29 protein-coding genes and 2 pseudogenes are annotated in these 23,456 nt (G+C 64.4%); 9 read left to right on the plus strand and 22 right to left on the minus strand.

Annotation, left to right across the window (positions count from 1 at the left end; genetic code table 11):
* Positions 1 to 12 precede the first annotated feature (12 nt).
* The 3 genes from AB5I39_RS15980 (at position 13) to AB5I39_RS15990 (ending at position 2,979) form a co-directional block, all read left to right on the plus strand.
* Complete coding sequence (locus AB5I39_RS15980) at positions 13 to 795, plus strand: type III pantothenate kinase (protein WP_404369063.1); 783 nt, start codon at positions 13 to 15, stop codon at positions 793 to 795.
* A 137-nt stretch (positions 796 to 932) separates the two neighbouring features.
* Positions 933 to 2,576, plus strand: coding sequence for a ribonuclease J (locus AB5I39_RS15985; protein ID WP_404369066.1), 1,644 nt, complete (start codon positions 933 to 935; stop codon positions 2,574 to 2,576).
* 115 nt (positions 2,577 to 2,691) lie between these two features.
* Positions 2,692 to 2,979 carry a DUF1467 family protein gene (locus tag AB5I39_RS15990; protein ID WP_404369069.1) on the plus strand — a complete coding sequence of 96 codons (288 nt, stop codon included), beginning with the start codon at positions 2,692 to 2,694 and terminating at the stop codon, positions 2,977 to 2,979.
* Positions 2,980 to 3,114: 135 nt separating this feature from the next.
* On the opposite strand, the gene bfr is transcribed toward AB5I39_RS15990, so the two are convergent.
* From bfr to aroQ, 14 genes are all read right to left on the minus strand, one after another.
* Complete coding sequence (gene bfr / locus AB5I39_RS15995; protein ID WP_404369072.1) at positions 3,115 to 3,600, minus strand: bacterioferritin; 486 nt, start codon at positions 3,598 to 3,600, stop codon at positions 3,115 to 3,117.
* 35 nt (positions 3,601 to 3,635) lie between these two features.
* Positions 3,636 to 3,806 carry a bacterioferritin-associated ferredoxin gene (locus AB5I39_RS16000; RefSeq protein WP_404369074.1) on the minus strand — a complete coding sequence of 57 codons (171 nt, stop codon included), beginning with the start codon at positions 3,804 to 3,806 and terminating at the stop codon, positions 3,636 to 3,638.
* Between the two features lie 86 nt (positions 3,807 to 3,892).
* Positions 3,893 to 4,312 carry a DUF3052 family protein gene (locus AB5I39_RS16005; protein ID WP_404369076.1) on the minus strand — a complete coding sequence of 140 codons (420 nt, stop codon included), beginning with the start codon at positions 4,310 to 4,312 and terminating at the stop codon, positions 3,893 to 3,895.
* The gene (locus AB5I39_RS16010) at positions 4,303 to 4,431 is read right to left on the minus strand and encodes a hypothetical protein (RefSeq protein ID WP_404369079.1); all 129 of its coding nucleotides are present in this window, start codon (positions 4,429 to 4,431) and stop codon (positions 4,303 to 4,305) included. The genes AB5I39_RS16005 and AB5I39_RS16010 overlap by 10 nt, the downstream gene beginning before the upstream one ends.
* On the minus strand, positions 4,418 to 5,005 hold the full coding sequence (locus AB5I39_RS16015) for a peroxiredoxin family protein (protein WP_404369082.1): 588 nt from the start codon (positions 5,003 to 5,005) through the stop codon (positions 4,418 to 4,420). Before AB5I39_RS16015 ends, AB5I39_RS16010 begins: the two co-directional genes overlap by 14 nt.
* Before the next feature lie 55 nt (positions 5,006 to 5,060).
* Positions 5,061 to 7,301, minus strand: coding sequence for a phosphoribosylformylglycinamidine synthase subunit PurL (gene purL / locus AB5I39_RS16020; RefSeq protein WP_404369085.1), 2,241 nt, complete (start codon positions 7,299 to 7,301; stop codon positions 5,061 to 5,063).
* A gap of 9 nt (positions 7,302 to 7,310) precedes the next feature.
* Positions 7,311 to 7,967, minus strand: coding sequence for an aquaporin (locus tag AB5I39_RS16025; RefSeq protein ID WP_404369087.1), 657 nt, complete (start codon positions 7,965 to 7,967; stop codon positions 7,311 to 7,313).
* Positions 7,964 to 8,320 (minus strand): arsenate reductase family protein, encoded by a 357-nt coding sequence (locus AB5I39_RS16030; RefSeq protein ID WP_404369090.1) that lies wholly within the window; start codon positions 8,318 to 8,320, stop codon positions 7,964 to 7,966. Before AB5I39_RS16030 ends, AB5I39_RS16025 begins: the two co-directional genes overlap by 4 nt.
* On the minus strand, positions 8,320 to 8,745 hold the full coding sequence (locus AB5I39_RS16035) for an ArsI/CadI family heavy metal resistance metalloenzyme (RefSeq protein WP_404369092.1): 426 nt from the start codon (positions 8,743 to 8,745) through the stop codon (positions 8,320 to 8,322). The genes AB5I39_RS16030 and AB5I39_RS16035 overlap by 1 nt, the downstream gene beginning before the upstream one ends.
* Positions 8,742 to 9,080, minus strand: a complete 339-nt coding sequence (locus tag AB5I39_RS16040) for an ArsR/SmtB family transcription factor (RefSeq protein WP_404369095.1) — start codon at positions 9,078 to 9,080, stop codon at positions 8,742 to 8,744. Before AB5I39_RS16040 ends, AB5I39_RS16035 begins: the two co-directional genes overlap by 4 nt.
* Before the next feature lie 54 nt (positions 9,081 to 9,134).
* Complete coding sequence (locus AB5I39_RS16045) at positions 9,135 to 10,088, minus strand: alpha/beta fold hydrolase (protein ID WP_404369097.1); 954 nt, start codon at positions 10,086 to 10,088, stop codon at positions 9,135 to 9,137.
* 2 nt (positions 10,089 to 10,090) lie between these two features.
* A complete protein-coding gene (gene accC / locus AB5I39_RS16050; RefSeq protein ID WP_404369100.1) occupies positions 10,091 to 11,443 on the minus strand; it encodes an acetyl-CoA carboxylase biotin carboxylase subunit in 1,353 nt (450 codons plus the stop codon).
* Between the two features lies 1 nt (position 11,444).
* Positions 11,445 to 11,927 (minus strand): acetyl-CoA carboxylase biotin carboxyl carrier protein, encoded by a 483-nt coding sequence (accB, locus tag AB5I39_RS16055; RefSeq protein ID WP_404369103.1) that lies wholly within the window; start codon positions 11,925 to 11,927, stop codon positions 11,445 to 11,447.
* A 35-nt stretch (positions 11,928 to 11,962) separates the two neighbouring features.
* The gene (aroQ, locus tag AB5I39_RS16060; RefSeq protein ID WP_404369106.1) at positions 11,963 to 12,397 is read right to left on the minus strand and encodes a type II 3-dehydroquinate dehydratase; all 435 of its coding nucleotides are present in this window, start codon (positions 12,395 to 12,397) and stop codon (positions 11,963 to 11,965) included.
* A 238-nt stretch (positions 12,398 to 12,635) separates the two neighbouring features.
* On the opposite strand from aroQ, the pseudogene thiS reads away from it, so the two are divergent.
* From thiS to AB5I39_RS16080, 4 genes and pseudogenes are all read left to right on the plus strand, one after another.
* Positions 12,636 to 12,798, plus strand: a pseudogene (thiS, locus tag AB5I39_RS16065) (sulfur carrier protein ThiS); the annotation flags it as partial.
* 119 nt (positions 12,799 to 12,917) lie between these two features.
* Positions 12,918 to 13,691 (plus strand): annotated as a pseudogene (locus tag AB5I39_RS16070) (bifunctional sulfur carrier protein/thiazole synthase protein); the annotation flags it as partial.
* Positions 13,692 to 13,735: 44 nt separating this feature from the next.
* The gene (locus AB5I39_RS16075; RefSeq protein WP_404369109.1) at positions 13,736 to 14,506 is read left to right on the plus strand and encodes an alpha/beta hydrolase; all 771 of its coding nucleotides are present in this window, start codon (positions 13,736 to 13,738) and stop codon (positions 14,504 to 14,506) included.
* 112 nt (positions 14,507 to 14,618) lie between these two features.
* Complete coding sequence (locus tag AB5I39_RS16080) at positions 14,619 to 14,789, plus strand: CsbD family protein (protein ID WP_404369111.1); 171 nt, start codon at positions 14,619 to 14,621, stop codon at positions 14,787 to 14,789.
* A 52-nt stretch (positions 14,790 to 14,841) separates the two neighbouring features.
* On the opposite strand, the gene AB5I39_RS16085 is transcribed toward AB5I39_RS16080, so the two are convergent.
* The 5 genes from AB5I39_RS16085 to AB5I39_RS16105 all read right to left on the minus strand — a co-directional run bounded on the left by AB5I39_RS16085 (position 14,842) and on the right by AB5I39_RS16105 (position 18,773).
* Positions 14,842 to 15,618 (minus strand): class I SAM-dependent methyltransferase, encoded by a 777-nt coding sequence (locus tag AB5I39_RS16085; RefSeq protein ID WP_404369114.1) that lies wholly within the window; start codon positions 15,616 to 15,618, stop codon positions 14,842 to 14,844.
* Positions 15,619 to 15,732: 114 nt separating this feature from the next.
* Entirely contained in the window at positions 15,733 to 17,358 is a 1,626-nt protein-coding gene (locus AB5I39_RS16090) for a thiamine pyrophosphate-binding protein (protein WP_404374197.1), read from the minus strand.
* 515 nt (positions 17,359 to 17,873) lie between these two features.
* The gene (gene grxD / locus AB5I39_RS16095; RefSeq protein WP_404369117.1) at positions 17,874 to 18,209 is read right to left on the minus strand and encodes a Grx4 family monothiol glutaredoxin; all 336 of its coding nucleotides are present in this window, start codon (positions 18,207 to 18,209) and stop codon (positions 17,874 to 17,876) included.
* Between the two features lie 4 nt (positions 18,210 to 18,213).
* A complete protein-coding gene (locus tag AB5I39_RS16100; RefSeq protein ID WP_404369120.1) occupies positions 18,214 to 18,450 on the minus strand; it encodes a BolA/IbaG family iron-sulfur metabolism protein in 237 nt (78 codons plus the stop codon).
* A complete protein-coding gene (locus AB5I39_RS16105; RefSeq protein ID WP_404369123.1) occupies positions 18,450 to 18,773 on the minus strand; it encodes a DUF1476 domain-containing protein in 324 nt (107 codons plus the stop codon). The genes AB5I39_RS16100 and AB5I39_RS16105 overlap by 1 nt, the downstream gene beginning before the upstream one ends.
* Positions 18,774 to 18,955: 182 nt before the next feature.
* Between AB5I39_RS16105 and AB5I39_RS16110 the strand changes: the two genes are divergently transcribed.
* On the plus strand, positions 18,956 to 20,398 hold the full coding sequence (locus tag AB5I39_RS16110; protein ID WP_404369126.1) for an Nramp family divalent metal transporter: 1,443 nt from the start codon (positions 18,956 to 18,958) through the stop codon (positions 20,396 to 20,398).
* 89 nt (positions 20,399 to 20,487) lie between these two features.
* Positions 20,488 to 20,730: a hypothetical protein gene (locus AB5I39_RS16115; RefSeq protein ID WP_404369129.1), complete on the plus strand. Its 243-nt coding sequence runs from the start codon at positions 20,488 to 20,490 to the stop codon at positions 20,728 to 20,730.
* Between the two features lie 246 nt (positions 20,731 to 20,976).
* Here the strand turns inward: AB5I39_RS16115 and AB5I39_RS16120 are convergent, their stop codons facing one another.
* Genes AB5I39_RS16120 through AB5I39_RS16130 form a run of 3 tightly spaced genes read right to left on the minus strand, consistent with a single transcriptional unit; the run spans position 20,977 to position 23,403 of the window.
* Positions 20,977 to 21,978, minus strand: coding sequence for an NADPH:quinone oxidoreductase family protein (locus AB5I39_RS16120; RefSeq protein ID WP_404369132.1), 1,002 nt, complete (start codon positions 21,976 to 21,978; stop codon positions 20,977 to 20,979).
* Complete coding sequence (gene leuD / locus AB5I39_RS16125) at positions 21,941 to 22,570, minus strand: 3-isopropylmalate dehydratase small subunit (RefSeq protein ID WP_404369134.1); 630 nt, start codon at positions 22,568 to 22,570, stop codon at positions 21,941 to 21,943. The genes AB5I39_RS16120 and leuD overlap by 38 nt, the downstream gene beginning before the upstream one ends.
* A complete protein-coding gene (locus AB5I39_RS16130) occupies positions 22,570 to 23,403 on the minus strand; it encodes an N-acyl homoserine lactonase family protein (RefSeq protein WP_404369137.1) in 834 nt (277 codons plus the stop codon). The genes leuD and AB5I39_RS16130 overlap by 1 nt, the downstream gene beginning before the upstream one ends.
* Positions 23,404 to 23,456 lie beyond the last annotated feature (53 nt).

Below are 23,456 nucleotides of genomic sequence, written 5' to 3' on the forward strand. Positions count from 1 at the left end.
GAAGATTAGCTCATGCTGCTCGCCATCGACGCCGGCAACACCAATGTCGTTTTCGCGCTGCTGGAGGGGCGCGACATCAAGGCCCGTTGGCGCATCGCCACCGACCCGCGCCGCACGGCGGATGAATATGCCGTGTGGCTCAGCCAGTTGCTGACCCTCGAAGGCTATGACCGCGGCCAGGTGAGCGGCGTCATCATCGCCACCGTGGTGCCGCGCGCGCTGCACAATCTGCAGACGCTCGCGCGCAAATATTTCGGTAGCGAACCGCTAATCGCGGGTGAGCCGCCGGTGGAATGGGGCATGGCGCTGGACGTGCTTGAGCCCAAGAGTGTCGGCGCAGACCGCGCCGTGACGATGATCGCCGCGCACGCGATCCACAAGGGCGATCTGATCGTGATCGACTTCGGCACCGCGACCACGCTCGATGTGGTGGATTATACCGGCGCGTACAAAGGCGGGATCATCGCGCCGGGTATCAACCTGTCGCTCGATGCGCTGGTTACTGCCGCCGCCAAGCTGCCGCGCATCGCGATCGAGGCGCCTGCCGATACCAGTGTGATCGGCCGCGATACCGTCAGCCAGATGCAGATCGGCATCTTCTGGGGTTATGTCGCGATGATCGAGGGGCTGGTCGCGCGGATGAAGGCGGAAGTCGGGCGGCCGATCACCGTCGTCGCAACCGGCGGCCTCGCCATCCTGTTCGAACAGCATACGACCATGTTTGACGCGGTTGAACCCGATCTCACCATTCAGGGGCTGGCGATTTTGTGGGATCGCGCCCATATAGGGGCCTAGAGTCAGCGTGTGCGCGCCCGCCAAAGTTCAGGCTACGCGGTGCCCCGCTTCCCCGATCTCTACGAAATCAAGCGCTTAGATGCGCAACCCTTGGCCCGCGAGTCCCGCCAGGCCGCATGTGAAAGAACGAGACCTACGTGACAAAACCCAAGAACGAGCTGCTTTTCCTGGCCCTGGGCGGGTCGGGCGAAATCGGCATGAACGTCAACCTCTATGGCTGTAACGGCAAGTGGATGATGGTCGATTGCGGCATCACCTTCGCCGATCCGCACTATCCCGGCATCGACGTGATCCTGCCCGATCTGCAATTCATCGAGGAACGGCTCGACGACCTGGTCGGCATCGTGCTGACTCACGGCCATGAGGACCACATCGGCGCGCTGCCGTACCTTGCCGAAGATCTCGGCGTGCCGCTCTACGCCACCGCCTTCACCGCCGGGCTGATCCGCGGGAAGCTGGAGGAAGAGGGCAATGCCAACCGTGTCAAGCTGAAGATAATCAAGCCCGATACGAAGTTCGATGTCGGTCCGTTCGGTGTCACCTTCGTGCCGCTGTCGCACTCGATCCCCGAGGCCTCGGCGCTGCTGATCGATACGCCCTATGGCCGCATTTTCCACACCGGCGATTGGAAGCTCGACGCGGCACCGGTGCTCGGCCACCCTGCTTCGCCCGAGCAGCTTGAAGCGATTGGCGATGAGGGCATCCTTGCGCTCGTCTGCAATTCGACCAACGTGTTCAACGCCGAGGCCTCTGGTTCGGAAAGCGATGTCCTTTCCGGCCTGATGGATGTGATCGGCAAGGCCAAGGGCCGGGTGATGGTGACCTCGTTCGCGTCCAACGCGGCGCGGCTCCACACGCTCGGTGTCGTCGCGCGCGAGACTGGACGCCAGTTGAGCGTGCAGGGCCGCTCGCTCGACCGCATCCTCAAGGTCGCGAAGGCAACCGGCTATCTCAAGGATTTCCCCGAGACGATCGACGCCGATGCCGCGATGCGCCTGCCGCGCAACAAGGTTTTGGTGGTGGCAACCGGCGGCCAGGGCGAGGATCGCGCCGCGCTCGCGCGCGTCGCCAATGGTCAGCACCCGATCAGCCTCGAAAGTGGTGATACCGTCGTCTTCTCGTCCAAGCAGATCCCCGGCAATGAAGTCGCGATCGGGCGCATCCAAAACCAACTGGCGGCCAAGGGCGTGATCATGATCACCGATCGCCAGGCGCACGTCCACGTGTCGGGCCATCCGGGCCGCCCGGAACTGCTGCAAATGTATCGCTGGATGAAGCCCGAACTGCTGATGCCGGTTCACGGCGAAATGCGGCATCTGATGGAGCAGGCGCGCTTTGCCTTGTCCGAAGGCGTCCCGCGCGCGCTGGTGCAGACCAATGGCGATATCGTGCGGCTCGCGCCGGGCGAGCCGACCAAGATCGGCAATGCGCCGATCGGGCGTCTGGTGCTCGACGGTGACGTGATCCTGCCGGGGGATGGCCAGACGATCAACGAGCGCCGCAAACTGGCGATCAACGGCCAGATCTCGATCGCCGTGGCGATCGGCGCGCGCGGCATGATCGGCGAGCCGCAAGTGCGCATTCAGGGCATTCCGGTCGAGGAGGATCGCGATCCCTTCCTTGACGAGACGATCGATGCGGTCGTGGCCGCGGTGAAGCAGGGTGGACGTGGCAATGATCGCGCGAAACTGCGCGAAAATATCCGGCTGGCCGCGCGAAAAGTCGCGACGCGCTGGACCGGCAAGAAACCCAATGTGGATGTGTTGTTGATCGAGGCTTGAGCGACAATCTCCGTTCGCCCTGAGCCTGTCGAAGGGCCGGTGCCACAAGCATCGCCTGTGCCACGTGCTTCGACAGGCTCAGCGCGAACGGGACCTTATGTAAGGCTGGACAAAAATGCGGTGGACTTCGGCGCTGGCGATCTATTTTCTGTTCTGGGCCTTTTCGGTATTCTTCGTCCTGCCGTTCGGGGTGAAGACCAGCGACGAGGCCGGGGTCGAACGAATCCCGGGCCAGGCCGAAAGTGCCCCGCATGAATTCAAACCGGGCAAGATCGCGCTGCGCGTCACCATTCTCGCGACAATTCTGTGGGCGCTCTACATGCTGAACTTCACCTATGGCTGGGTAACGCCACAGATGATCGATCCACTGGGTGCGTGGAATGGGGTTGAATATCAGGGGTAGAGCGGAGGGGCGTTGCGCCCCGATCCGTTCGGGCTGATCTTGTCGACGCCCCGCGCGCCACAAACCGATGTCGCATGTGTTGCACGCGGCCCTTCGACAGGCTCAGGGCGAACGGAATGGGGGGGGCAGTAACCCTTACCCCGCGTCGTCGGCGCTCTTGCTCTGGAGCTGGATGTAGTTCTCGATCCCCATGCGGCTGATCATCTCGAACTGGCGTTCCAGCGTATCGACATGCTCTTCCTCGCTGTCGAGGATGCGGCGGAACAGATCGCGGCTGACATAGTCGCGGACCTTCTCGCAATGTTCGATCGCGTCGCGCAGCAGCGGCAGCGCTTCCATCTCGAGCGCGAGATCGGCCTTCAGCACTTCCTCGACGGTCTCGCCGATGCGCAGGCGGCCGAGCATCTGGAAATTGGGCAAGCCGTCGAGGAACAGAATGCGTTCCGACAGCCAGTCGGCATGCTTCATCTCGTCGATCAATTCGTGCCGCTCGAAGTCGGCCAGTTTGCGCACGCCCCAATGGTCGAACAGGCGATAGTGCAGCCAATATTGATTGATTGCAGTGAGTTCGTTCTTGAGTGCCTCGTTGAGGAACTCGATGACCTTTGCGTCGCCCTGCATGACCGCCTCTTGAATTACAGCTTGTGTGCGCGAGCTTAGGCGACAGCGCGCTCGGCGTCGATGATGGTCCGCGCAAAAGGCAGGCATTGGCCGCATTTCGGCTTCAACCCAAGCGCGCGATAGGCTTGGCACGGGGTCCGCGAACCTTGGCGCGCGGCATCCCGGACGTCGCGTTCCCGAATTGCATTGCAGATGCAAACGACCATGCAGCACTCCTTCTCTGCTGCAAGACGTAGCGCTAATGCGAATTGGTCGCAAGGGCTAATGCGTATGATTCGCAACTAACGGCGCGCTATTTCGATCGCAATTCCTTGCGGATCATCAGCTTCAAACCCGACCAGACCGCATCTACCGCGCACACCTTCACATCGACGAAGCCGATTGGCAGGGCGATCTCGCGGATCGTGTCCTCGGTGATGTCCGTCGCGACCTTGGACGCTTTTTTGGGCCATGAGACCCACACCATTCCGTTGGGCGCGATCGTGTCGCGCAACAGGGCGAGCCCGCGCGAAAGGTCCTCGCGGCGCGTGACGAAGAGATGGGCGGCGTCGAGACCGGGTATCGCGTCATCATGCTCGACGATCCCCACGGCCTCCGGGTTGATTTCGGCGCGGACGCTTTCGGGTACATCGCGGAACCAGGTCGCCATTCCTGGCTTCAGCCCCAGCTTCTTGGCCAGCGGGGTGCCGGAATAGCCGCTGGTCACAGCCACCGACCGATGAACGACAGCATCTTGGCGATGGCGGACGGCGCGATCATCGGGTGAGTGTGCCATGCCGAGCAGGTGCGCGCCAGCACCTGCCCGGCGGCGGCGGCGTCACACTCGCGCAAGCATCGCGATCAGATCGGCATTGCTCGGGCGGATCTTGTAATCGGTCTCGACCGTCTTGCCCTTCACCGTGCCCGCCGCATCGAGCAGCAGCGTCGTGGGATACGGTACGCCATTGGCGAAGCTGTCTAGCGCGTAGCGCGGATCGCGCAGTTTCAGCGCGTCGATCATCTTGCTGCCGGTGTCGCTGTAGAGCGGATAGGACAGGCTCTGCTTGGCGGCGAAGGCGGCCAGGTCGGCGGGCGAATCATAGCTGACCGCTATGAAGCCCATGCCCCTTGCCTTGGCGGCTGCGGCCACCGGCCCGAGGCTCTTCAACTGGCCCTGGCAATAGGGGCACCATTTGGCCGAGCGGAACAGCACGACCATGATCGGCTTGCCGTGCGCGACCGCGGCGAGGGTGGTCTTGCGCCCGGTGCTTTCGACCAGCGCGGCATTGGTGGCGATGCGCGCGCCGACCGCCGGGCCGATCGCGGCGGCGGCTGGCTTGGGCTCGGCGTGGACGATCGTGGCCGCCCCCACCGCGCCGAGCGCGAGGGCGATGGCCAATAAGGGGCGAAGCGGCAGTGACGTCATGGCGGGAGTCCTCTCGGTGATGACCCCACTCTATTCGCCTGCCGCCCCGGGCGCGTTACGCGGCAGGTGCGCTCGCGTCCCCCATCAGTTGCGGGAAGAACCCTTCATGCGCAGTACGTAACTGATCGAGTGTCACGACATGATCGTCGTCGGGCAGTTCGAAGATGATCCGCCCCGCGATCGTCCGCCCGATCCGCTCGATCGGAACGCCGGCAGTGTCGGCGGCGGTCAGTGTGTCGAGCAGCAGATGATCCGCGATCGTCGCTATGTAGAGACCCTGATCCTCGCCAAACAGCGAGCAGGCGACCCCGCATGGCAGCGGCGCATGAAGCATCGCGCCGATATTGCCGGCCAGCGCCATTTCCGCCACCGCCACCGCGACGCCGCCGTCCGATACGTCGTGCACCGCAGTCAGCGCGCCATTGGCAATGTGCTTGCGGACGAACACGCCGGTGCGGCGCTCCGCCATCAGATCGACCGGCGGCGGTGGGCCCTCCTCACGGCCGTGCACTTCGCGCAGCCACAGCGACTGGCCCAGATGCCCGCGCCGCTCGCCGATCAGCACGATGACATCGCCGGTGCCCTTGAACGCGATCGTCGCGCTCTTTGACCAGTCGGGCAGCAGCCCGACGCCACCGATCGCCGGGGTCGGCAGAATCGCCGAACCGCCGCCGGTCGCCTTGCTCTCATTGTAAAGCGAGACGTTGCCCGACACGATCGGGAAATCGAGCGCGCGGCACGCATCTCCCATGCCGTCGAGGCAGCCGGTCAGCTGCGCCATGATCTCGGGCCGCTGCGGATTGGCGAAATTGAGGCAGTTGGTGACCGCGAGCGGGGTTGCCCCGACCGCCGACAGGTTGCGATAGCATTCCGCGATCGCTTGCTTCCCGCCTTCATAGGGGTCGGCATAGCAATAGCGCGGGGTGCAATCGGTGCTCATCGCGAGCCCCTTTTGCGTGCCGTGGACGCGCACCACCGCCGCGTCCCCGCCGGGGCGCTGGACGGTGTCGGCACCGACCTGCGTGTCATACTGCTCCCAGATCCAGCGGCGCGAGGCGATGTCGGGGGAGGCCATCAATTTCAGCAGATCGGCCGCGATGTCGGTCGAATCCGGCACCGCGCCGAGCGGGGCAACCTTGGCCCAGGCCTGATACTCTTCCTTCGTCGCGGAGGGCCGGTCGTACAGCGGCGCTTCGTCGGCAAGCGGGGCAAGCGGAATGTCGGCGACGGTATCGCCCTTCCACTTCAGCACCATCCGGCCGGTGTCGGTGACATGGCCGATCACCGCGAAATCGAGCTCCCATTTGCGGAAGATCGCCTCGGCGAAATCCTCGCGGCCGGGCTTCAGCACCATCAACATGCGCTCCTGCAATTCGGAGAGCATCATTTCATACGGCGTCATGCCGGTTTCGCGCTGCGGCACGTCGTCCATGATCAGCTCGATCCCGACCCCGCCCTTTGACGCCATCTCCACGCTCGAAGAGGTGAGGCCAGCCGCGCCCATGTCCTGGATCGCGACGATCGCGTCGGAGGCCATCAGTTCGAGGCACGCCTCGATCAGCAGCTTTTCCGTGAACGGATCGCCGACCTGCACCGTCGGGCGCTTCGCTTCCGAATCCTCGCCGAAATCGGCCGAGGCCATCGTCGCGCCGTGGATGCCGTCGCGCCCGGTCTTGGAACCGACATAGACGATCGAATTGCCGATGCCGCTCGCGGCGGAATAGAAGATCTTGTCGGTCTGCGCGATGCCCACCGTCATCGCATTGACCAGGATATTACCGTCATAGGCGGGGTGGAAATTCACCTCGCCGCCAACCGTCGGCACGCCGACGCAATTGCCGTAGCCGCCGATGCCGTGGACGACGCCCGCGATCAGGTGGCGCATCTTGGGATGATCGGGCCGCCCGAAGCGCAGCGCGTTCAGATTGGCGATCGGCCGCGCGCCCATCGTGAACACGTCGCGCAGAATCCCGCCGACCCCGGTTGCGGCACCCTGATACGGTTCGATGTAGGACGGGTGGTTGTGGCTCTCCATCTTGAAGATCGCCGCCTGGCCGTCGCCGATGTCGATCACGCCGGCATTCTCGCCGGGGCCGCAAATTACTTGCGGACCCGTAGTCGGAAGCTTTTTCAAATGGATACGGCTGGATTTATAGCTGCAATGTTCGGACCACATGACCGAGAAAATGCCGAGCTCGGTCAGATTGGGCTCGCGCCCCATCGCGTGCAGGACGCGCTCATATTCTTCCGGGGAAAGCCCGTGCTGGGCGACGATCTCAGGCGTGATTTCGGTCATGCCGCGGCTTTAGCGGGGTGGGGCGAGGGGGGCTAGCCACTTTGCAACCTGCACCCCGGCCCAGGCGCCGAGCGACTGGGCGATGATGAACCCTACCGCGTCGATCGGCCGGATTCCGGCGAAACTGTCGGTCAACGCGCGCGCGATCGTGATTGCGGGGTTGGCGAAGCTCGTCGAGGCCGTGAACCAATAGCCAGCGACGATCCATAGCGCGGCGAGGGCCGACACGGCATCGGGCCGCTGGCGGCTGCCGAGCACGATCGTGAACAGCAGGCCGAAGGTCGCGACGAACTCGCCAATCCACTGCCCCATGCCGGTGCGGATTTTGCTGCCTTGTTCGATCAGCGGCATGTCGAACATCGCATGAACGATCAGCACGCCCAGTATTCCGCCGAGCAGCTGTGCTGCGACAAATGACAGCCATCGGTCCCGCGGCCCGAGCAAAACCGTCACCGCAGGATTGAAATGCGCGCCTGAAATCGGGCCGAGCAGCGTGATCAGCACGAACAGCACCGCGCCCGTCGCGGCGGTATTGCCGAGCAAGGCGACTGCATCGTTTCCGCCCGCCAGCCGCTGCGCCATCACGCCCGATCCGACCACAGTCGCGAACAGGATCAGCGATCCGATACCTTCCGCGGCGATGGCCCGGGCGGTTGCGTCGGTCACAGGATGTCGTGGACAAGGTCCTGCGGTCGGCACAGGCGCACGCCCTTTTCGGTTTCGACCAAAGGCCGGTTGATCAGCACCGGATGCGCCATCATGGCGTCAAGGATCGTCAAATCATCGGCCTCGAGCAGGTTCAGTTCGGCGCAGAGATCGGCGGCGGGGCTGTTTTTGGTCCGCAGGCCATCGCGCGGCGTCATTCCGGCGCGCGCATAGAGCGCCGTGAGCTTTTCGCGCGTCGGCGGGTGCTTGAGATATTCCACCACGGTCACCGCGACGCCAGGTGTTTCCTGGAGAATCGCCAGCGTCTTGCGCGACGTGCCGCACGCCGGATTGTGCCAGATCGTCGCCTGCATCACGCGCACCCACAGGCCGATTTGGCGGTCAGCGCGTCGATTGTCGCCGAGGTGCCATAGGTCGTCGATTCGCCTTGCGTCAGGAATGTCTCCCACACCACGCCCTGCGGATCGGTGATCCAGCTCTTCTCGGATTTTGCATAGCAACAGGTCGTTGCGCCTTCTTCGACGACCGGTGCGTCGGCCTTGTCGAGGCGCGCATAGACTTCGGCGAGCTCGCTGGCGTCCTCGACTTGAATTCCGAGATGTTCGACGCCAGCCGTTCCGCCGCGCGCAGAAATCGCGAAATTCACGGTCGGATCGTCGAGCATCCATTTGGCATAATCGGGCTTCAACACTGTTGGCGCGGCGGCGAACAGCGTTGAATAGAAGCCGACCGAGCGATCGAGATCGTCGACCGCGACATGGACGTGCAACCGTTTCATGCGGCGTTCCTTTCCGGAGGGACGGGTGTTGCAGGTGTTTCGCACGTGCTGCCGCCGCAGCAGTTTTCGGTGAGATAGCTGACTAGCGCGGTCATCGCGGCAAAGTCCGCCGAATAGAGGATCGATCGACCCGCGCGCACCGTGCTGACGAGACCGGCGCGTTCGAGTTGCGCGAGGTGGAAGGATAGCGACGACGGCGCAAGATCGAGCCGCGTGGCGATCACGCCGGCGGCGAGCCCGTCCGGCCCCGCTTCGACCAGCATCCGGAACACAGCGAGCCGATGCTGCTGGGCAAGGGCGGCAAGTGCCGAGACAATCTGGTCAGGTTGTTTCATTTCGATATTTCGAATACTATCGAAATGATTCTGGATCAAGTGGAGGTCGAGCTCCTATTTCGTCGGGAGCGCCGCCACGAATGCCTGCACATCCGCCGCGCTCTGATCCGGATGTTCCTCCATCGGCAAGTGGCCGACGCCGGGGTAGATGATCAGCTTGCTGCCCGGAATATGCGCCTGAAGCCATCGTCCCGAGGACAATGGAATGAGTTGGTCCTTCTCGCCCCACAGGATCAGCACCGGCATTTTCAGCGACGCGAGTTGCGCCGGGGTCGCGCGGTCGGAGGGACGAGCGAAACGGTCGAGCGTAGCTTCGCGATTGCCGGGGTAGCGCAGCAACTCCCAATAGCGATCGACCATCGCGGCATCGGCGAGCTTCGGATTGCCGAACACGCCCGGCAGGCTGTCGGCGATCATGCTGCGGGGAGTGATCTGCGCCGCGATGTTGCGGAGGATCGGCACGCGCGCGATGCGAAAGGCGAGGGGCGCCTTGCCGCCCCCGGGTTCGGGCTGGCCGACCGAATTGATCAGCACCAGCGCGCGGACATGATCGGGATGAGCGAGCGCATAGTGCCAGGCGACGCCGCCGCCCATCGAATTGCCCGCCAGCACGATATGATCGATGCCAAGCTTTGCCCGGATGCGTTCGACCACATCGACATAGCCCGCGGCACTATAATCGCGCGTCGGACTCGCGCCGGTCAGGCCGTGGCCGGGCAGGTCCATGCGGATAATGCGATATTGCTTGCCCAGCCGGTCGACCCAAGGCTCCCACGTCTGGAGCGAGGCGTTCGATCCGTGGACCAGCACCAGCGCCGGTGCATCGCGCGGTCCGGTGTCGCGCAAATGCACCGTCAACCCGCCGCCAAGATCGACGAATTGCGACGGCGCCGCGCCGTATTTGGCGCGCATCGCCGCCGGATCGGTATCTGGCGTGCGAAACCACAGGAAGGCGGCGACGGCGACCGCGATCAGCGCGAGGACAATGTACCCGATCGCGCGCCGCACGCTTAATCCTCCTGCCGCGCCAGCCATTCCTCGAGCCATTTGATCGTGTAATCGCCGCTTTGGAATTCGGGATCCTCGATCAGGGCCTGATGCAGCGGGATCGTGGTCTTCATGCCGTCGATCACGAACTCCTCGAGCGCGCGACGCAACCGCCGGATCGCCCCCTGGCGCGTGGTGCCATAGACGATCAGCTTGGCGATCATCGAATCATAGTAAGGCGGCACGCGGTATCCCGCATACAGCCCGCTATCGACTCGCACGTTCATGCCACCCGGCGCATGGAACTGCTTCACCAGACCTGGCGAGGGGGCGAAGGTGCGCGGGTCTTCGGCGTTGATGCGGCATTCGATCGCATGGCCGCGGAACTGCACGTCCTGCTGCCGCAGCGTTAGCGGATGCCCCTCGGCGATGCGGATCTGTTCGCGCACCAGATCGAGCCCGGTGATCGCCTCGGTCACGGGATGTTCGACTTGCAAACGGGTGTTCATCTCGATGAAGAAGAACTCGCCATTTTCCCACAGGAATTCGATCGTACCCGCACCGCGATAGCCCATGTCCGCCATCGCCTTGGCGCAGATGCCGCCCATCCGCGCGCGGTCTTCCTCGCCGAGCACGGGGGAGGGGGCCTCCTCCAGCACCTTCTGGTGACGACGCTGTAGCGAGCAGTCGCGCTCGCCCAGATGGATTGCATTGCCCTGGCCGTCGCCGAACACCTGGAATTCGATGTGGCGCGGGTTGCCGAGATACTTTTCGAGATAGACCGTTGCATCGCCGAACGCGGCCTTCGCCTCGCTGCCGGCTTGCTGCATTAGCGTTTCGAGCTCGGCCTCGGACGTGCAGACCTTCATCCCGCGCCCGCCGCCGCCCGACGCGGCCTTGATGATGACCGGGTAACCGGCCTTCGCCGCGATTTCCTTGGCTTCGGCGAGATCGCTGACCGGCCCGGGCGAGCCGGGGACGAGCGGCAGGCCAAGCGCACCCGCGCTACGCTTCGCCTCGATCTTGTCGCCCATCGTGCGGATATGTTCGGGCTTCGGCCCGACGAAGATGATGTCGTGCGCTTCGACGATCTCGGCGAACTTGGCATTTTCGCTCAGGAAACCGTAGCCGGGGTGGATCGCATCCGCGCCCGAAATCTCGGCGGCCGAGATGATGTTCGGAATGTTGAGATAGCTCTCGGTCGCCGAAGGCGGCCCGATGCAGATCGCCTGATCGGCGAGCCGAACGTGCATAGCATCGGCATCTGCGGTCGAATGCACCGCCACCGTTTGAATGCCCATTTCATGGCAGGCGCGGTGGATGCGCAGCGCGATCTCGCCGCGATTGGCGATCAGGAGTTTCTTGATCTCGGGCATTTTATTCGACGACGACGAGCGGTTGGTCGAATTCGACCGGTTGGCCGCTGGTGACCAGCACCATCTTCACGACGCCGGCGTTCGGCGCGAGGATCGGGTTCATCACCTTCATCGCCTCGACTATCAGCAGCGTGTCGCCCGCTGCCACCGTGTCGCCGACGCTGACAAACGGCTTCGCTTCCGGGTTCGGTGAGAGATAGGCCGTGCCGACCATCGGCGATTTCACCGCATTGGCGGTCGATGGTGCTGCCGACGGTGGTGCCGCACCTAATTCGGTCGGCGCGACGATCGGTGCCGCCGCGACCGGCGCGGGGGCGTATTGCACCGCCTGCGCGACCGCTGCGGCCTTGCGTGCGATGCGAATCTTGCGCCCGCCATCCTCGACCTCGATCTCGGTCAGGCTGGTGTCATCGAGCAATTGCGCGAGTTGCCGCACCAGATCGACGTCGATCCGCATTGCGTCATTGTGTTTATCTTCGGCCATGCGACCCTTAGCTCCCTTATTTGCCCACCGTCCTGTCAGAGTCGCGCGGCGGCTTCAAGCGCCAGCAGATAGGAAAGCGGCCCGAACCCGCTGATCGTGCCGTGCGCGACCGGGGCGATACGGCTGATATGGCGAAAGGCTTCGCGCGCATGCGGGTTGGAAAGGTGGACTTCGATCACCGGCGTGCGGATCGCTTTGATCGCGTCATACAGCGCGACCGAGGTGTGCGTATAGGCGCCGGCATTGAGGATCACCGCCTTGGCCGGCAGCGCCTGCGCCTCGTGCAGCCAGTCGATCAGATGCCCTTCGTGATTCGATTGCCGCAGATCGATGTCGAGACCGAGTTCGCGCGCGCGGTCCTCCATTCGCCCGGCAATGTCGTCGAGCGTGTCGTGCCCGTAAATCGCTGGCTCGCGCGTGCCGAGCAGATTGAGGTTCGGGCCGTTTAGGACGAAGATCGTGTCGGGCATTGCGGGCTTTCGGTTGAACGGCGCTGGTCGAGCGCTTAGGTGACCCGCGTAGCATAGCCCGTTCGCCCTGAGCTTGTCGAAGGGCTGTTCTTTCGTCCATCCGGTGGAAGGGGAGAGCAGGGCGTCGACAGCCCCGGATCGGGTCCGGGTCGAACAGGATATTTGCATCGTGCAAGCTCATACCGACGGCACCCTTTCCATCCAGGTCAACGGCGAACATCGCCGCATCCGCGCTGGCATGAGCCTCGCCGATCTCGCCGCCGATCTCGGCCTGATGCCCGAAAAGGTCGCGGTGGAGCGCAATCTGTCGGTCGTGCCGCGCTCGACGCTGCCGCAGGTGGTGGTCGAGGATGGCGATCAGATCGAGATCGTGCATTTCGTCGGCGGCGGCTGACTTTAGCGGTGCTCCGGTGCAGGCCGGAGCCCAGGGTTATGGGTGCCGCTCTGGCGCCCAGGGTTCCTGCCTTCGCAGGAACGCAGCATGGATACGGAATTGCACATGAACATCGCCACGCCGATCACCGCCGCCGACAGCTGGACCGTCGCAGGCCGCACCTTCCGCTCGCGCCTCATCGTCGGCACGGGGAAATATAAGGATTTCGCGCAGAACGCGGCCGCGCTGGAGGCTTCGGGCGCGGAAATCGTCACCGTGGCGGTGCGCCGCGTCAACGTCAGCGACCCGAACGCGCCGATGCTGACGGACTTCATCGATCCCAAGAAGGTGACGTACCTTCCCAACACCGCAGGCTGCTTCGATGCCGAATCAGCGATTCGTACGCTGCGCCTGGCGCGCGAGGCAGGGGGATGGGACCTGGTAAAGCTTGAAGTGCTGGGTGAGGCGCGCACGCTCTATCCCGACATGGTCGAAACGCTGCGCGCAACCGAAATCCTCGCCAAGGAGGGCTTCCTCCCGATGGTGTATTGCGTCGACGATCCGATCGCGGCGAAGCGGCTGGAGGATGCCGGCGCGGTCGCGATCATGCCGCTCGGCGCGCCGATCGGGTCGGGACTCGGCATTCAGAACCGCGTGACGATTCGCTTGATCGTGGAGGGCGCGAAAGTGCCGGTGCTGGTCGATGCGGGTGTCGGCACCGCGTCGGAAGCGGCGCAGGCGATGGAGCTAGGCTGCGACGGCGTGTTGATGAACACCGCGATCGCCGAGGCGAAGGACCCTGTCATGATGGCTGCGGCGATGAAGGCCGGGGTCGAAGCTGGGCGGCTCGCCTACCTCGCCGGGCGGATGGGCCGGCGGATGTATGCCGATCCGTCGAGTCCACTCGCCGGGCTGATCTGAGCGGGCCCGCGTAACCGGCGCGGTTGAGGGAGCGAACAGAGGGTATGATTCGCCGCCTTCGTTCTCTGGCTGTTCTCGCCGCTCTTGGCGCGCTCGCCGCCTGCAAGCCAGCCGCGCCCGCCGGGAACACGGCCGCGCCGTTCGTCGCGCCCTCGCGCGCCATGACGCTGACGGCGAAAGACGGCGTCACCATTTATGCCCGGCTATACCCCGCCGAGCAGCCCAAGGCGCTGATCCTGCTGTTTCATCAGGCCGGATCGAGCAAGGACGAATACGCCACGATCGCGCCGCGCCTGGTCGCTGCTGGCTATTCTGCGCTGGCGATCGATCAACGCGCGGGCGGCGCCCTGTTCGGGCCGAACGAGACTGCCGCCCATGTCGCGGGCAAGCCGACCTACCGCGACGCCGCGCCGGATCTGCAGGCGGCGATCGATTGGGCGCGGACGCAGGGGCCGCCGGTCATCGTCTGGGGCAGCAGTTATTCCTCGTCGCTGGTCTTCCCGCTCGCCGCCGACAATCCCGCGGTGAAGGCGGTGCTGGCCTTCTCGCCCGGCGAGTATTTCGACGATCCTAAATTCGTTGCCGCGGCCGCTGCACGCGTTTCGATCCCGGTGTTTGTCACGTCTGCACCCGATGCCGAGGAGGTCGCGGCGGCCCGCGCGATTGCCGATGCCGTGCCGCGCGGACTGGCCACGCGCTACGTCCCGGTGGCGGGCGTGCATGGGGCATCGACGTTGATCCCCGCGCGCGATCCAAAGGGTGCCGAGACCAATTGGCTCCCCGTGCTGGCGTTTCTCAAGAAGGTCGCGCCCTGACGACATTTCAGCGCGATCGCGGCGGCGGAACCGCTTTCGATTTTGCCCGTTCTTAACCCCGGATAAGGCGTCGCCGATATCCGGTATCGCTTAGAACCGAAAGGAATTTTCCGTGGGTGAACTCGTCGACAAGATCAAGGGCAACGTCAACGAAGCAATTGGCAAGGTCAAGCAGCAGAGCGACAATCCCGATACCCAGGCCGAAGGTGTCGCGCAGGAGCTGAAGGGCAAGGCGCAGCAGACCGCAGGCAAAGTCAAGGGCGCACTCGGCGACGATATCTGAGCCGACTGAAACGATCGGATAAGGCCGCTCCGGGAAACCGGGGCGGCCTTTTTCATGGCGTGAAGGGCACCACGCATTCGAACAGGCGAATGTCGTTGGCCGCCGCGCGTTCGTGCCAGGCGGCGCGCGCCGCGACCTGATCGCCGCACTGCGGATTGACGTAAGCGAGCAGGATTGGTCTCGCCGGGTTCTGCGCCTTCGCCGCCTCCAGCCGATCAAGGCAGCCGTGCAGGATTTCGGCGCCAAACGAATTGTAGAGGTAACAGAACAGCGCCCCCAGCGGTGGTACATAGTCGGCGGCGTTACCCTGCCAGAATTCGGGCGTGATCGGCGCGCCGCCGCGTTCTAGGAAGGTCGCGCTGTTGGCCTGGGCGATTTGCGTGAGCATCGCCGAATATTCGACGCCGATGGCGCGGGCGAAGGGCTTGGCCGCGGCGAGCAGGACAACACGCCCCTTGCCGCAGCCATAGTCGATGAAGGTGTAATCGGCGGGATTGATCCTGGCGAGCGCGATCGTCTCATCGAGCACATGCGCGCCGCTCGCCTGGTAATGGAAGCTGCCGTTCTTGAGCGCGACGGGGAAATCGAGCGCGTTCATCCCGATCTGGCGGCTGGTATCGGTGCCCCATTGCCGGTCGAACGCCTGGTCGGCGCGGGCCGCTGCTCTTGCAGCCGGGGTCAGCTGCCGCAGGAAGGCCAGCGTCGTCTTGACGCCTGCCGTGGCCAGCGCGAGCGGCGACCGGCCAGCAACGGCCTGACGCAGGCGTGTCGAAATCGGCAGGGGGGCGGGGTGGGGCAAATGATGCTCGGCTGCGACAGGGTTGAACATACCCCGCGCCTATCAAGCCTCGCGCTCGTTTCAACATCTGCGCCGCCCGAACTATCGTTAATTTCGGCGGGGAAACAATTCACTCCATACCAGCAACAGAAAGCAACATAATCGTTATTTGTTGCGGATCTGGCTGATCGTCGTACCTGCGGTTATGATCTCGATGTCGGTCTTGAGATGCAGCAAGCGTACGCCAGTCTGCTCCATCGCGCGGGCGAGGGCGTGGGCGAACTCCTCGGTCGTCTCGACCGTCTCCGCCCAGCAGCCATAAGCGCGGCCAAGTGCTGCGAAATCGGGGTTCTGCAGCCGCGTACCGCTGATCCGGCCCGGATATTCGCGCTCCTGATGCATGCGGATCGTGCCGTAACCGCTGTTATCGATTACCAGCACCAGCATGTTCGCGCCGTGCGCGACGGCGGTGGCGAGTTCCTGCCCGTTCATCAGGAAACACCCGTCGCCCGCCAGCGCGACGACGGTGCGATCCGGATGGCGCAGCGCCGCAGCGGTGGCGGCAGGGACGCCGTAGCCCATCGCGCCAGCGGTTGGGGCAAGTTGCGTGCCGTGCCCGGCGTAACGCCAGTAGCGGTGCCACCAGCCGGAGTAATTCCCCGCGCCATTGCAAATGATGCTGTCGGCGGGAAGCTGCTCGCGCATTTCCGCGACGCACAGGCCGAGGTCGAGGGTCACGCCGTCGCGCGGGGCGGGGGTGGACCAGGCGAGGTAGTCGGCATGGGCTTCGGCGCCGCCCTCGTGGATACGAGTCTCGGTCGTACCGAGTTCCAACCCCTTACAAAACTGGGTCACATCACTACAGATGGCAATATCCGCACGGTAGGCGCTATTAAGTTCTGTCGGGTCTGGATGAACGTGGATGAGCGTCTGACCGGGATGCTCGGGCGTGACGAGCGTGTAGCCATCGGTCGTCGCCTCCCCGAGGCGCGCACCGATCACCAGAACGACATCGGCAGTGCGCACCCGCTCCACTAGTCTAGGATTTGGCCCGTATCCGAGATTGCCGGCATAGGTCGCGCAGTCGTTTGGGACTGCATCCTGGCGACGGAAGGCCGCAATCACGGGCAATCCACGATCGCTTGCCGCCTTTGCCACATATTCGGCTGTTTCAGAAGTCCATCCGGCTCCCCCGATAATCGCGACGGGCGCTTTTGCTTCGTTGATGAGGCGTTCAGCTTCCAACCAATCCACCACATCAGTATCGATAACCACCCGCTCCACGCGCGGCCGATCCACCGCCACCACCTCGTCCAGCAACATGTCCTCGGGTAGCGCCAGCACCACCGGCCCCGGCCGCCCGCTCATCGCCACGTTCCAGGCGCGCGCGATATATTCGGGGATGCGGCGGGCGTCGCCGATCTTGGCGGCCCATTTGGCGATGGGGCCGAACATCGCGGGGAAATCGATTTCCTGAAACGCTTCGCGGTCCTTCGTGCCGCGATCGACGTCGCCGATGAACAGCACCATCGGCTGGCTGTCCTGCATCGCGACGTGGACGCCGATGCTCGCATTGGTCGCGCCCGGCCCGCGCGTGACGAACGCGACGCCCGGCCGCCCGGTCATCGCGCCATCGGCGCAGGCCATGAAGCCGACGCCGCCCTCCTGCCGGCACACGACGAGGTCGATCTCGGGCGTGTCGTGCAGCGCGTCGAGCACCGCGAGGAAGCTCTCGCCGGGCACGGTGAAGATGCGGTCGCAGCCTTGTGCGACAAGCTGATCGACGAGGATACGCCCGCCGGTGCGGGGAGGGGGGAGGTGGTCATCGGCCCGGTTTAGCGGGGGTTAGGGGGCTTGGGTAGCTGCAACCCTGCTCCTTCCCGCGCTCCACCCCGGCGAAGGCCGGGCCCAGTCGCGGAGGTGGATGATGTCGGGGGCAACGCTCAAGATCCTGGGTTTTCGCAACTGGGCCCCGGCCTTCGCCGGGGTGGAGCCGACAGGTGAGAAACGTCGGAATTTCTTACAAAGCCGTGCGGCAGCGGACCTTGTTAACTACCAAATCCCACTGAAATCCGTGCTGCACCAAAATTGGCACGCCCGATGCAACACTCCCAGCATGCCGAGCGGTAACCGCTTCAGCAGGGCGGGCCAGCGCTTTCAGTCTCGCGCAGGTCCGCCCGACCCGGCTTCCAATTCACATACTCACAGATGTGCTCCGGCGAAGGCCGGAGCCCTGGGTAACGCGCACCGTCCCTGGCAACCCAACGCTCCGGCCTTCGCCGGAGCACGAAGGAGGACAGGCGTGCTCAGCCCGCGGTCTTGACGCCTTGCTCTTCCAAGAGCGCCGCCAGCTCGCCGCTTTCGTACATCTCCATCATGATGTCCGATCCGCCGATGAATTCGCCCTTCACGTACAGCTGCGGAATGGTCGGCCAGTCCGAAAACTGCTTGATCCCCTGGCGCACGCCCTGGTCCTGCAACACGTCGACGCTGTCGAATTCCGCGCCGAGATGGTTGAGGATCGCCACCGCGCGGCTGGAGAAGCCGCATTGCGGGAACAGCGGGCTGCCCTTCATGAACAGCAGGACGTCGCTCTTGCCGACCATTTCGGCGATACGGATCTGGTCTGGATCGGTGCTCATGACTTCACTCCTGCGGTACGGCGGTGGAGAGTTGCAGCGCGTGGAGCACGCCGCCCATCCGGTCGCCGAGCGCGGCATAGACCGCGCGTTGTTGTTTCAGCCGGGGCATTCCCCGGAAGCTTTCGGCGGTGACGCGGGCCGCCCAATGGTCGCCATCACCCGCCAGATCGGTCATCTCGACCGTGGCATCGGGAATGCCCGCCACGATCAGCGCGGCGATCTCGTCGCCAGCCATCGGCATTATTCGGAACTCATCAGCTGGCGACGTGCCTCGACCGTCTGTTCCTCGATCGCGCGGCGAATCGCGGCTTCGTCGATCGCGACGTTCGCGGCGGTCAGATCGCTGACCAGCTTGCGAATCACGTCCTCGTCCCCGGCTTCCTCGAAATCGGCCTGCACGACGGCGGTGGCATAAGCATCCGCCTCTTCCTTGGTGAGACCCATCAGGCCCGCGGCCCATTGCCCGAGCAAGCGGTTGCGCCGCGCGGTGATGCGGAAGGCCACTTCCTCGTCGCGGGCGAATTTGGTCTCGAAAGCGCGCTCGCGATCGTCGAAGGTGCTCATGTAACGGTCCCCTGGGGCAATTCGATTGTCGTGCCTGAGATAAGCGCGCCCGCCCTACGACGCAACGCCCAGCGGTCAAAACCAATCGTGCAGCGTCCCCAAGCGCGGCTTGGCCGTGGCCCAATCAGCGCGAGCGGGTATAGACGGGGGATCGACCCGCCCTTTGGGATGTTACCGCAAGCATGGCGACACGACCCGAACGACCGACGCACAACCGCTTCTTCCGTCGCCCTGGTGAGGCCGATTTCGCGCAGTCGCTGCCCGAGGCGCACCGCACGCTGAAAGTGTGGGAGACGGGCGACGCAAAGCGCTCGAACTGGCGGCAATGGCTCGGTTTTGCCGGACCCGGCTTCATGGTCTCGGTCGGCTATATGGACCCGGGCAATTGGGGGACCGATCTCGCCGGCGGCAGCCAGTTCGGCTACGCCTTGCTGTGGGTGATCCTCGCGTCGAACCTGATGGCGATCTTCCTGCAAATCCTCTGCGCACGGCTCGGCATCGTGACGGGCCGCGACCTCGCGCAATCGTGCCGCGATTATTACCCCAAACCCGTCGCCATCGCCTTGTGGCTGCTGTGCGAAATCGCGATCATCGCGTGCGATCTGGCCGAAGTGGTCGGCTCGGCGGTCGCGCTCAACCTGCTGCTCGGCCTGCCGCTCGTCTGGGGCGTGATCGTCACCGGGCTCGACGTGCTCGTCCTGCTGCTGCTGATCAACCTCGGTTTCCGCAAGCTCGAGGCGGTGGTGATGACGCTGGTCGCGACGATCGCGGCGTGCTTCGCCTATACGATCTGGCTCGCCAAGCCCGATTGGAGCGCGGTCGCTTTGGGCGCGGTCACGCCCGACATTCCCAACACCGCCGCCTTGCTGGTCGCGCTCGGCATCCTCGGCGCGACGGTGATGCCGCACAATCTCTATCTGCATAGCGCGATCGTGCAGACCCGCGCATTCGGCAAGGGCACGCGAGACGTCAAGGCGGCACTCGCCTTCAACACCGTCGATACCGTGCTCGCACTCGGCGCTGCCTTCTTCGTCAATGCCGCAATACTGGTGCTGGCAGCGGCGGTGTTCTACCGCAGCGGCGTGGTGGTCGATGATCTGCGCCAGGCGCACGAATTGCTCCGCCCGGCACTCGGCGGCGTGGCGGCGACGGCGTTTGCGGTCGCGCTGCTCGCCTCGGGGCAGTCGAGCACGATCACCGGCACGCTGGCGGGTCAGATCGTGATGGAGGGTTTCCTGCGCATCCGCATCGCGCCGTGGCTGCGGCGGCTGGTGACGCGCGGGCTGGCGATCGCGCCCGCGCTGGTGGTGATCTCGGCGACCGGCGGCAAGGACACGGTCGAACTGCTGGTGATCAGCCAGGTCGTGCTGTCGATGCAGCTCCCCTTCGCGATCTTCCCGCTGATGATGGTGACGAGCAGCGCCAAGCGGATGGGGGAGTATGCCAATCCGTGGTGGGTGAAGCTGCTGGGCTACGCGATCTGCACGGTGATCGCTGGGCTCAACGTGTATTTGCTGTGGCAGACGATTGGGCCTCTTTGGGTGTGCGCAATTGCCGGGTTGATGCTGGGGTTCGCGGGGTGGGTGCGGTTTGGGTGGCGGGGGCGGGTGGCGGAAGCTGGATAGTTGGACCATCTGCTTTCGCCTAGATGACGTCGTAGACAGTCGAACGCTGCTACCCCATACGCGTCAAAGGTCCGGCAAGACGAGAAAAGATGGAAATGCTGTTTTACGGTGTCCTCATTACGCTTCCGTGCATCATGATGCTCTTGTTCCCGCGTCGACATGTCCAAGCTGTGGAAAAGCGCATTGCGGCCGGGGATGATAGATATTTTGAGGAACAGCGGACTTATCAAAGCTATCGGTATCTGCGGAGTGCGAAAGCTATCCGCGCGCTTGGCGCAGTCGGCACCATCTGTGGTGTAGGGTTTTGTCTTATGCAGATTTTTGCAAAATAAGGTCAGCTTTCGGCGGTGGCTTTCCGAAGCGAACCATCTCAAATCCACCAACTAGGGACATCAGACCTGTCCTACACGCCGCGATTCTGTCAGTCTCGCCATCCGCTCTTTCAAACCGTCGGCATACCTCTCAACCCACGCCCCCGGAAAGGGCGTTGATGTTGTGCGACTTTAGTCACAAAATTGGCATCTCCGACTGCCGCACCACCCCCCGATGGTGCGACTCGTGTGACGTTTACGCGAGGCCTACGCCGCCACCTCCACCACCAATTTCCCGATCGCGCCGCGCGCCGCCATCTTGGCGATCGCCTTGCCGCCGTCCTCGAACGCGAAGGTTTCGGTCACGCGCGGGGCGATCTTGCCGTCTTTCCAGAGGCGGAACAGGCGGTCGATGTGCGCGCGGTTGGCTTGCGGGTCGCGTGCGGCAAACGCGCCCCAGAACACGCCGCACACGTCGCACGATTTCAGCAGCGTCAAATTGAGCGGCAAACGCGGGATGCCAGCCGGGAAGCCCACCACGAGATAGCGCCCCTCCCACCCGATCGAGCGCAGCGCCGGTTCGGCATAATCGCCGCCGACCGGATCGTAGATCACGTCGTAACCCGCCTTGCCGCCCGCCGCCTTGAACTGCTCGGCGAGCGCCTTGGACTGGTCCTTGTCGAACGGCGCGCGGGCATAGACGATCGTGTCGTCCGCGCCCGCATCGCGCGCGGCCTGCGCCTTCTCTTCGGACGATACGGCGGCGACCACGCGCGCGCCGAATGCTTTGCCCAGCTCGATCGCCGCGAGGCCAACGCCACCCGCCGCACCCAGCACCAACAAGGTCTGCCCTTCGGCCAGATGTCCGCGATCGAGCAAAGCGTGGATCGTCGTGCCATAGGTCAGCAACAGCGCGGAGCCTTCCGCAAAGGTCCGCCCCTCGGGCAGGCGGAACAAAGCGGCGGCGGGGAGGGCGATCTTCTCGACCAGTCCGCCCGATCCTGTCGTCGCGATGACGCGGTCGCCAACCGCCCAGTCGGTCACGCCGTCCCCGACGCTTTCGATCACGCCCGAAATCTCGCTGCCCGGCGCGAACGGGCGCGGCGGCTTGAACTGGTATTTGTCCTCGATGATCAGCACGTCGGGATAGTTGATCGAGCACGCCTTGACCGCGACGACGACTTGGCCCGGCCCTGCCACCGGATCGGGCAGGGTATCCAGGACTAGAGTTTCAGGTCCGCCCGCTGCTTTCGACAGAAGTGCCCGCATGTGCCCGTTCTCCGCTCATCCACGACCGGTGTGTCGCTACCCCGGCTTCGTATTTCGAAATCGCGGTATCCCTTGCCAGTGTCAGGCCGATCTCGTCCAGCCCTTCCATCAGGCATTGACGGCGGAACGGGTCGAGTTCGAAGGCGAAGCGGTCCTGAAACGGGGTCGTCACCGTCATCGTCTCCAGGTCGACGGTGATCGGTTGGTCTTGCGCCACGACCAGCAACCGGTCGATCGCCTCCTGCGGCAGGACGACGGGGACGATGCCGTTCTTGAAGGCATTGCCCGAAAAGATGTCGGAAAAGCTCGGCGCGATCACCGCCGTGATGCCCATGTCGGCCAGAGCCCAGGCGGCGTGTTCGCGGCTAGACCCGCAGCCGAAATTGTCGCCCGCGATCAGGATCGGCGCACCCGAATAGCGCGGATCGTCGAAGATATTTGCCGGATCGGCGCGCACGGTCTCGAACGCACCCTTGCCGAGCCCCTCGCGGGTGACGGTCTTCAGCCAGTGCGCCGGGATGATGACGTCGGTGTCGACATTCTTCTGGCCCCACGGATAGGCGGTGCCGGAGACTTGGGTGACCGGCTGCATCATTCGGCCCAATTCGGGAAGGCGGGCAGCTTGGCGATGTCGCGCGGGTCGTGCTGGATGATCACGGTCGCCTTCAAATTCCTGGCGAGGCCCTTGAACCGCTCGATCGCGGCGATGCTGTCGGCGCGGTTGGTGTTGAAGCCGGGCACGCCGTCGCTGTCGTAATTCTCGTGGAAATGCGCGACATCGCCAGTCAGCAGCACGTTGCCCTTGCCCGCCAGATGGACGAGCAGCCCGTGATGCCCCGGCGTATGCCCCGGCAAATCGAGCATCGTCACGCTGCCATCACCGAACACGTCCTTATCGCCGCTGACCGGATCGGCCTTGGCCGTCCCGTCGATCCACGGCGCGAGCGGCACCTTGCTGGTGCCCGGTGCCCCGGCCTTCAGCGCATCGAAATCACCCTTGCCGATCAGCAGCGTCGCGCCCGGAAAGGCGGCGGCCTGGCCGACATGGTCGAAATGATAATGGCTGATGCCGATCTTCGAGATCTGCTCGGGCTTCACGCCCACTGCTGCGAGTTGCTCGACGATCGTCGCGGTGACGGTCGCGTCCATCGGCGCCTTGGGGTCGATCGGCTTACCCTTCATCGCGGCGGGCAGGCCGGTGTCCCACAGCATATAGCTGTCGCCATGCTTGATCAGATAGCAGCTCGCGGTCAGCCGCTTGCTTTGCCCGACATAGGCGCGCGTGTCGGAGAATTGGTCGAGATCGTTCGCCGCGACCGACCCGCAATCGAGCCGCATCAGCTTGACCGGCACGGGCGCTTTCGGCGCGGCGGTCTGGCCCATCAAAGCGGTGGCGGCGAGGGTGGCGAACAGCAGCTTCTTCATGACGTTTCTCTCCGGGATCGCCGCGTGATAGCCGCGCGCCGTAGCCGCGCCCA

The organism is Sphingomonas sp. MMS24-J45 (genome assembly GCF_044881195.1).
Lineage (GTDB): Bacteria > Pseudomonadota > Alphaproteobacteria > Sphingomonadales > Sphingomonadaceae > Sphingomonas.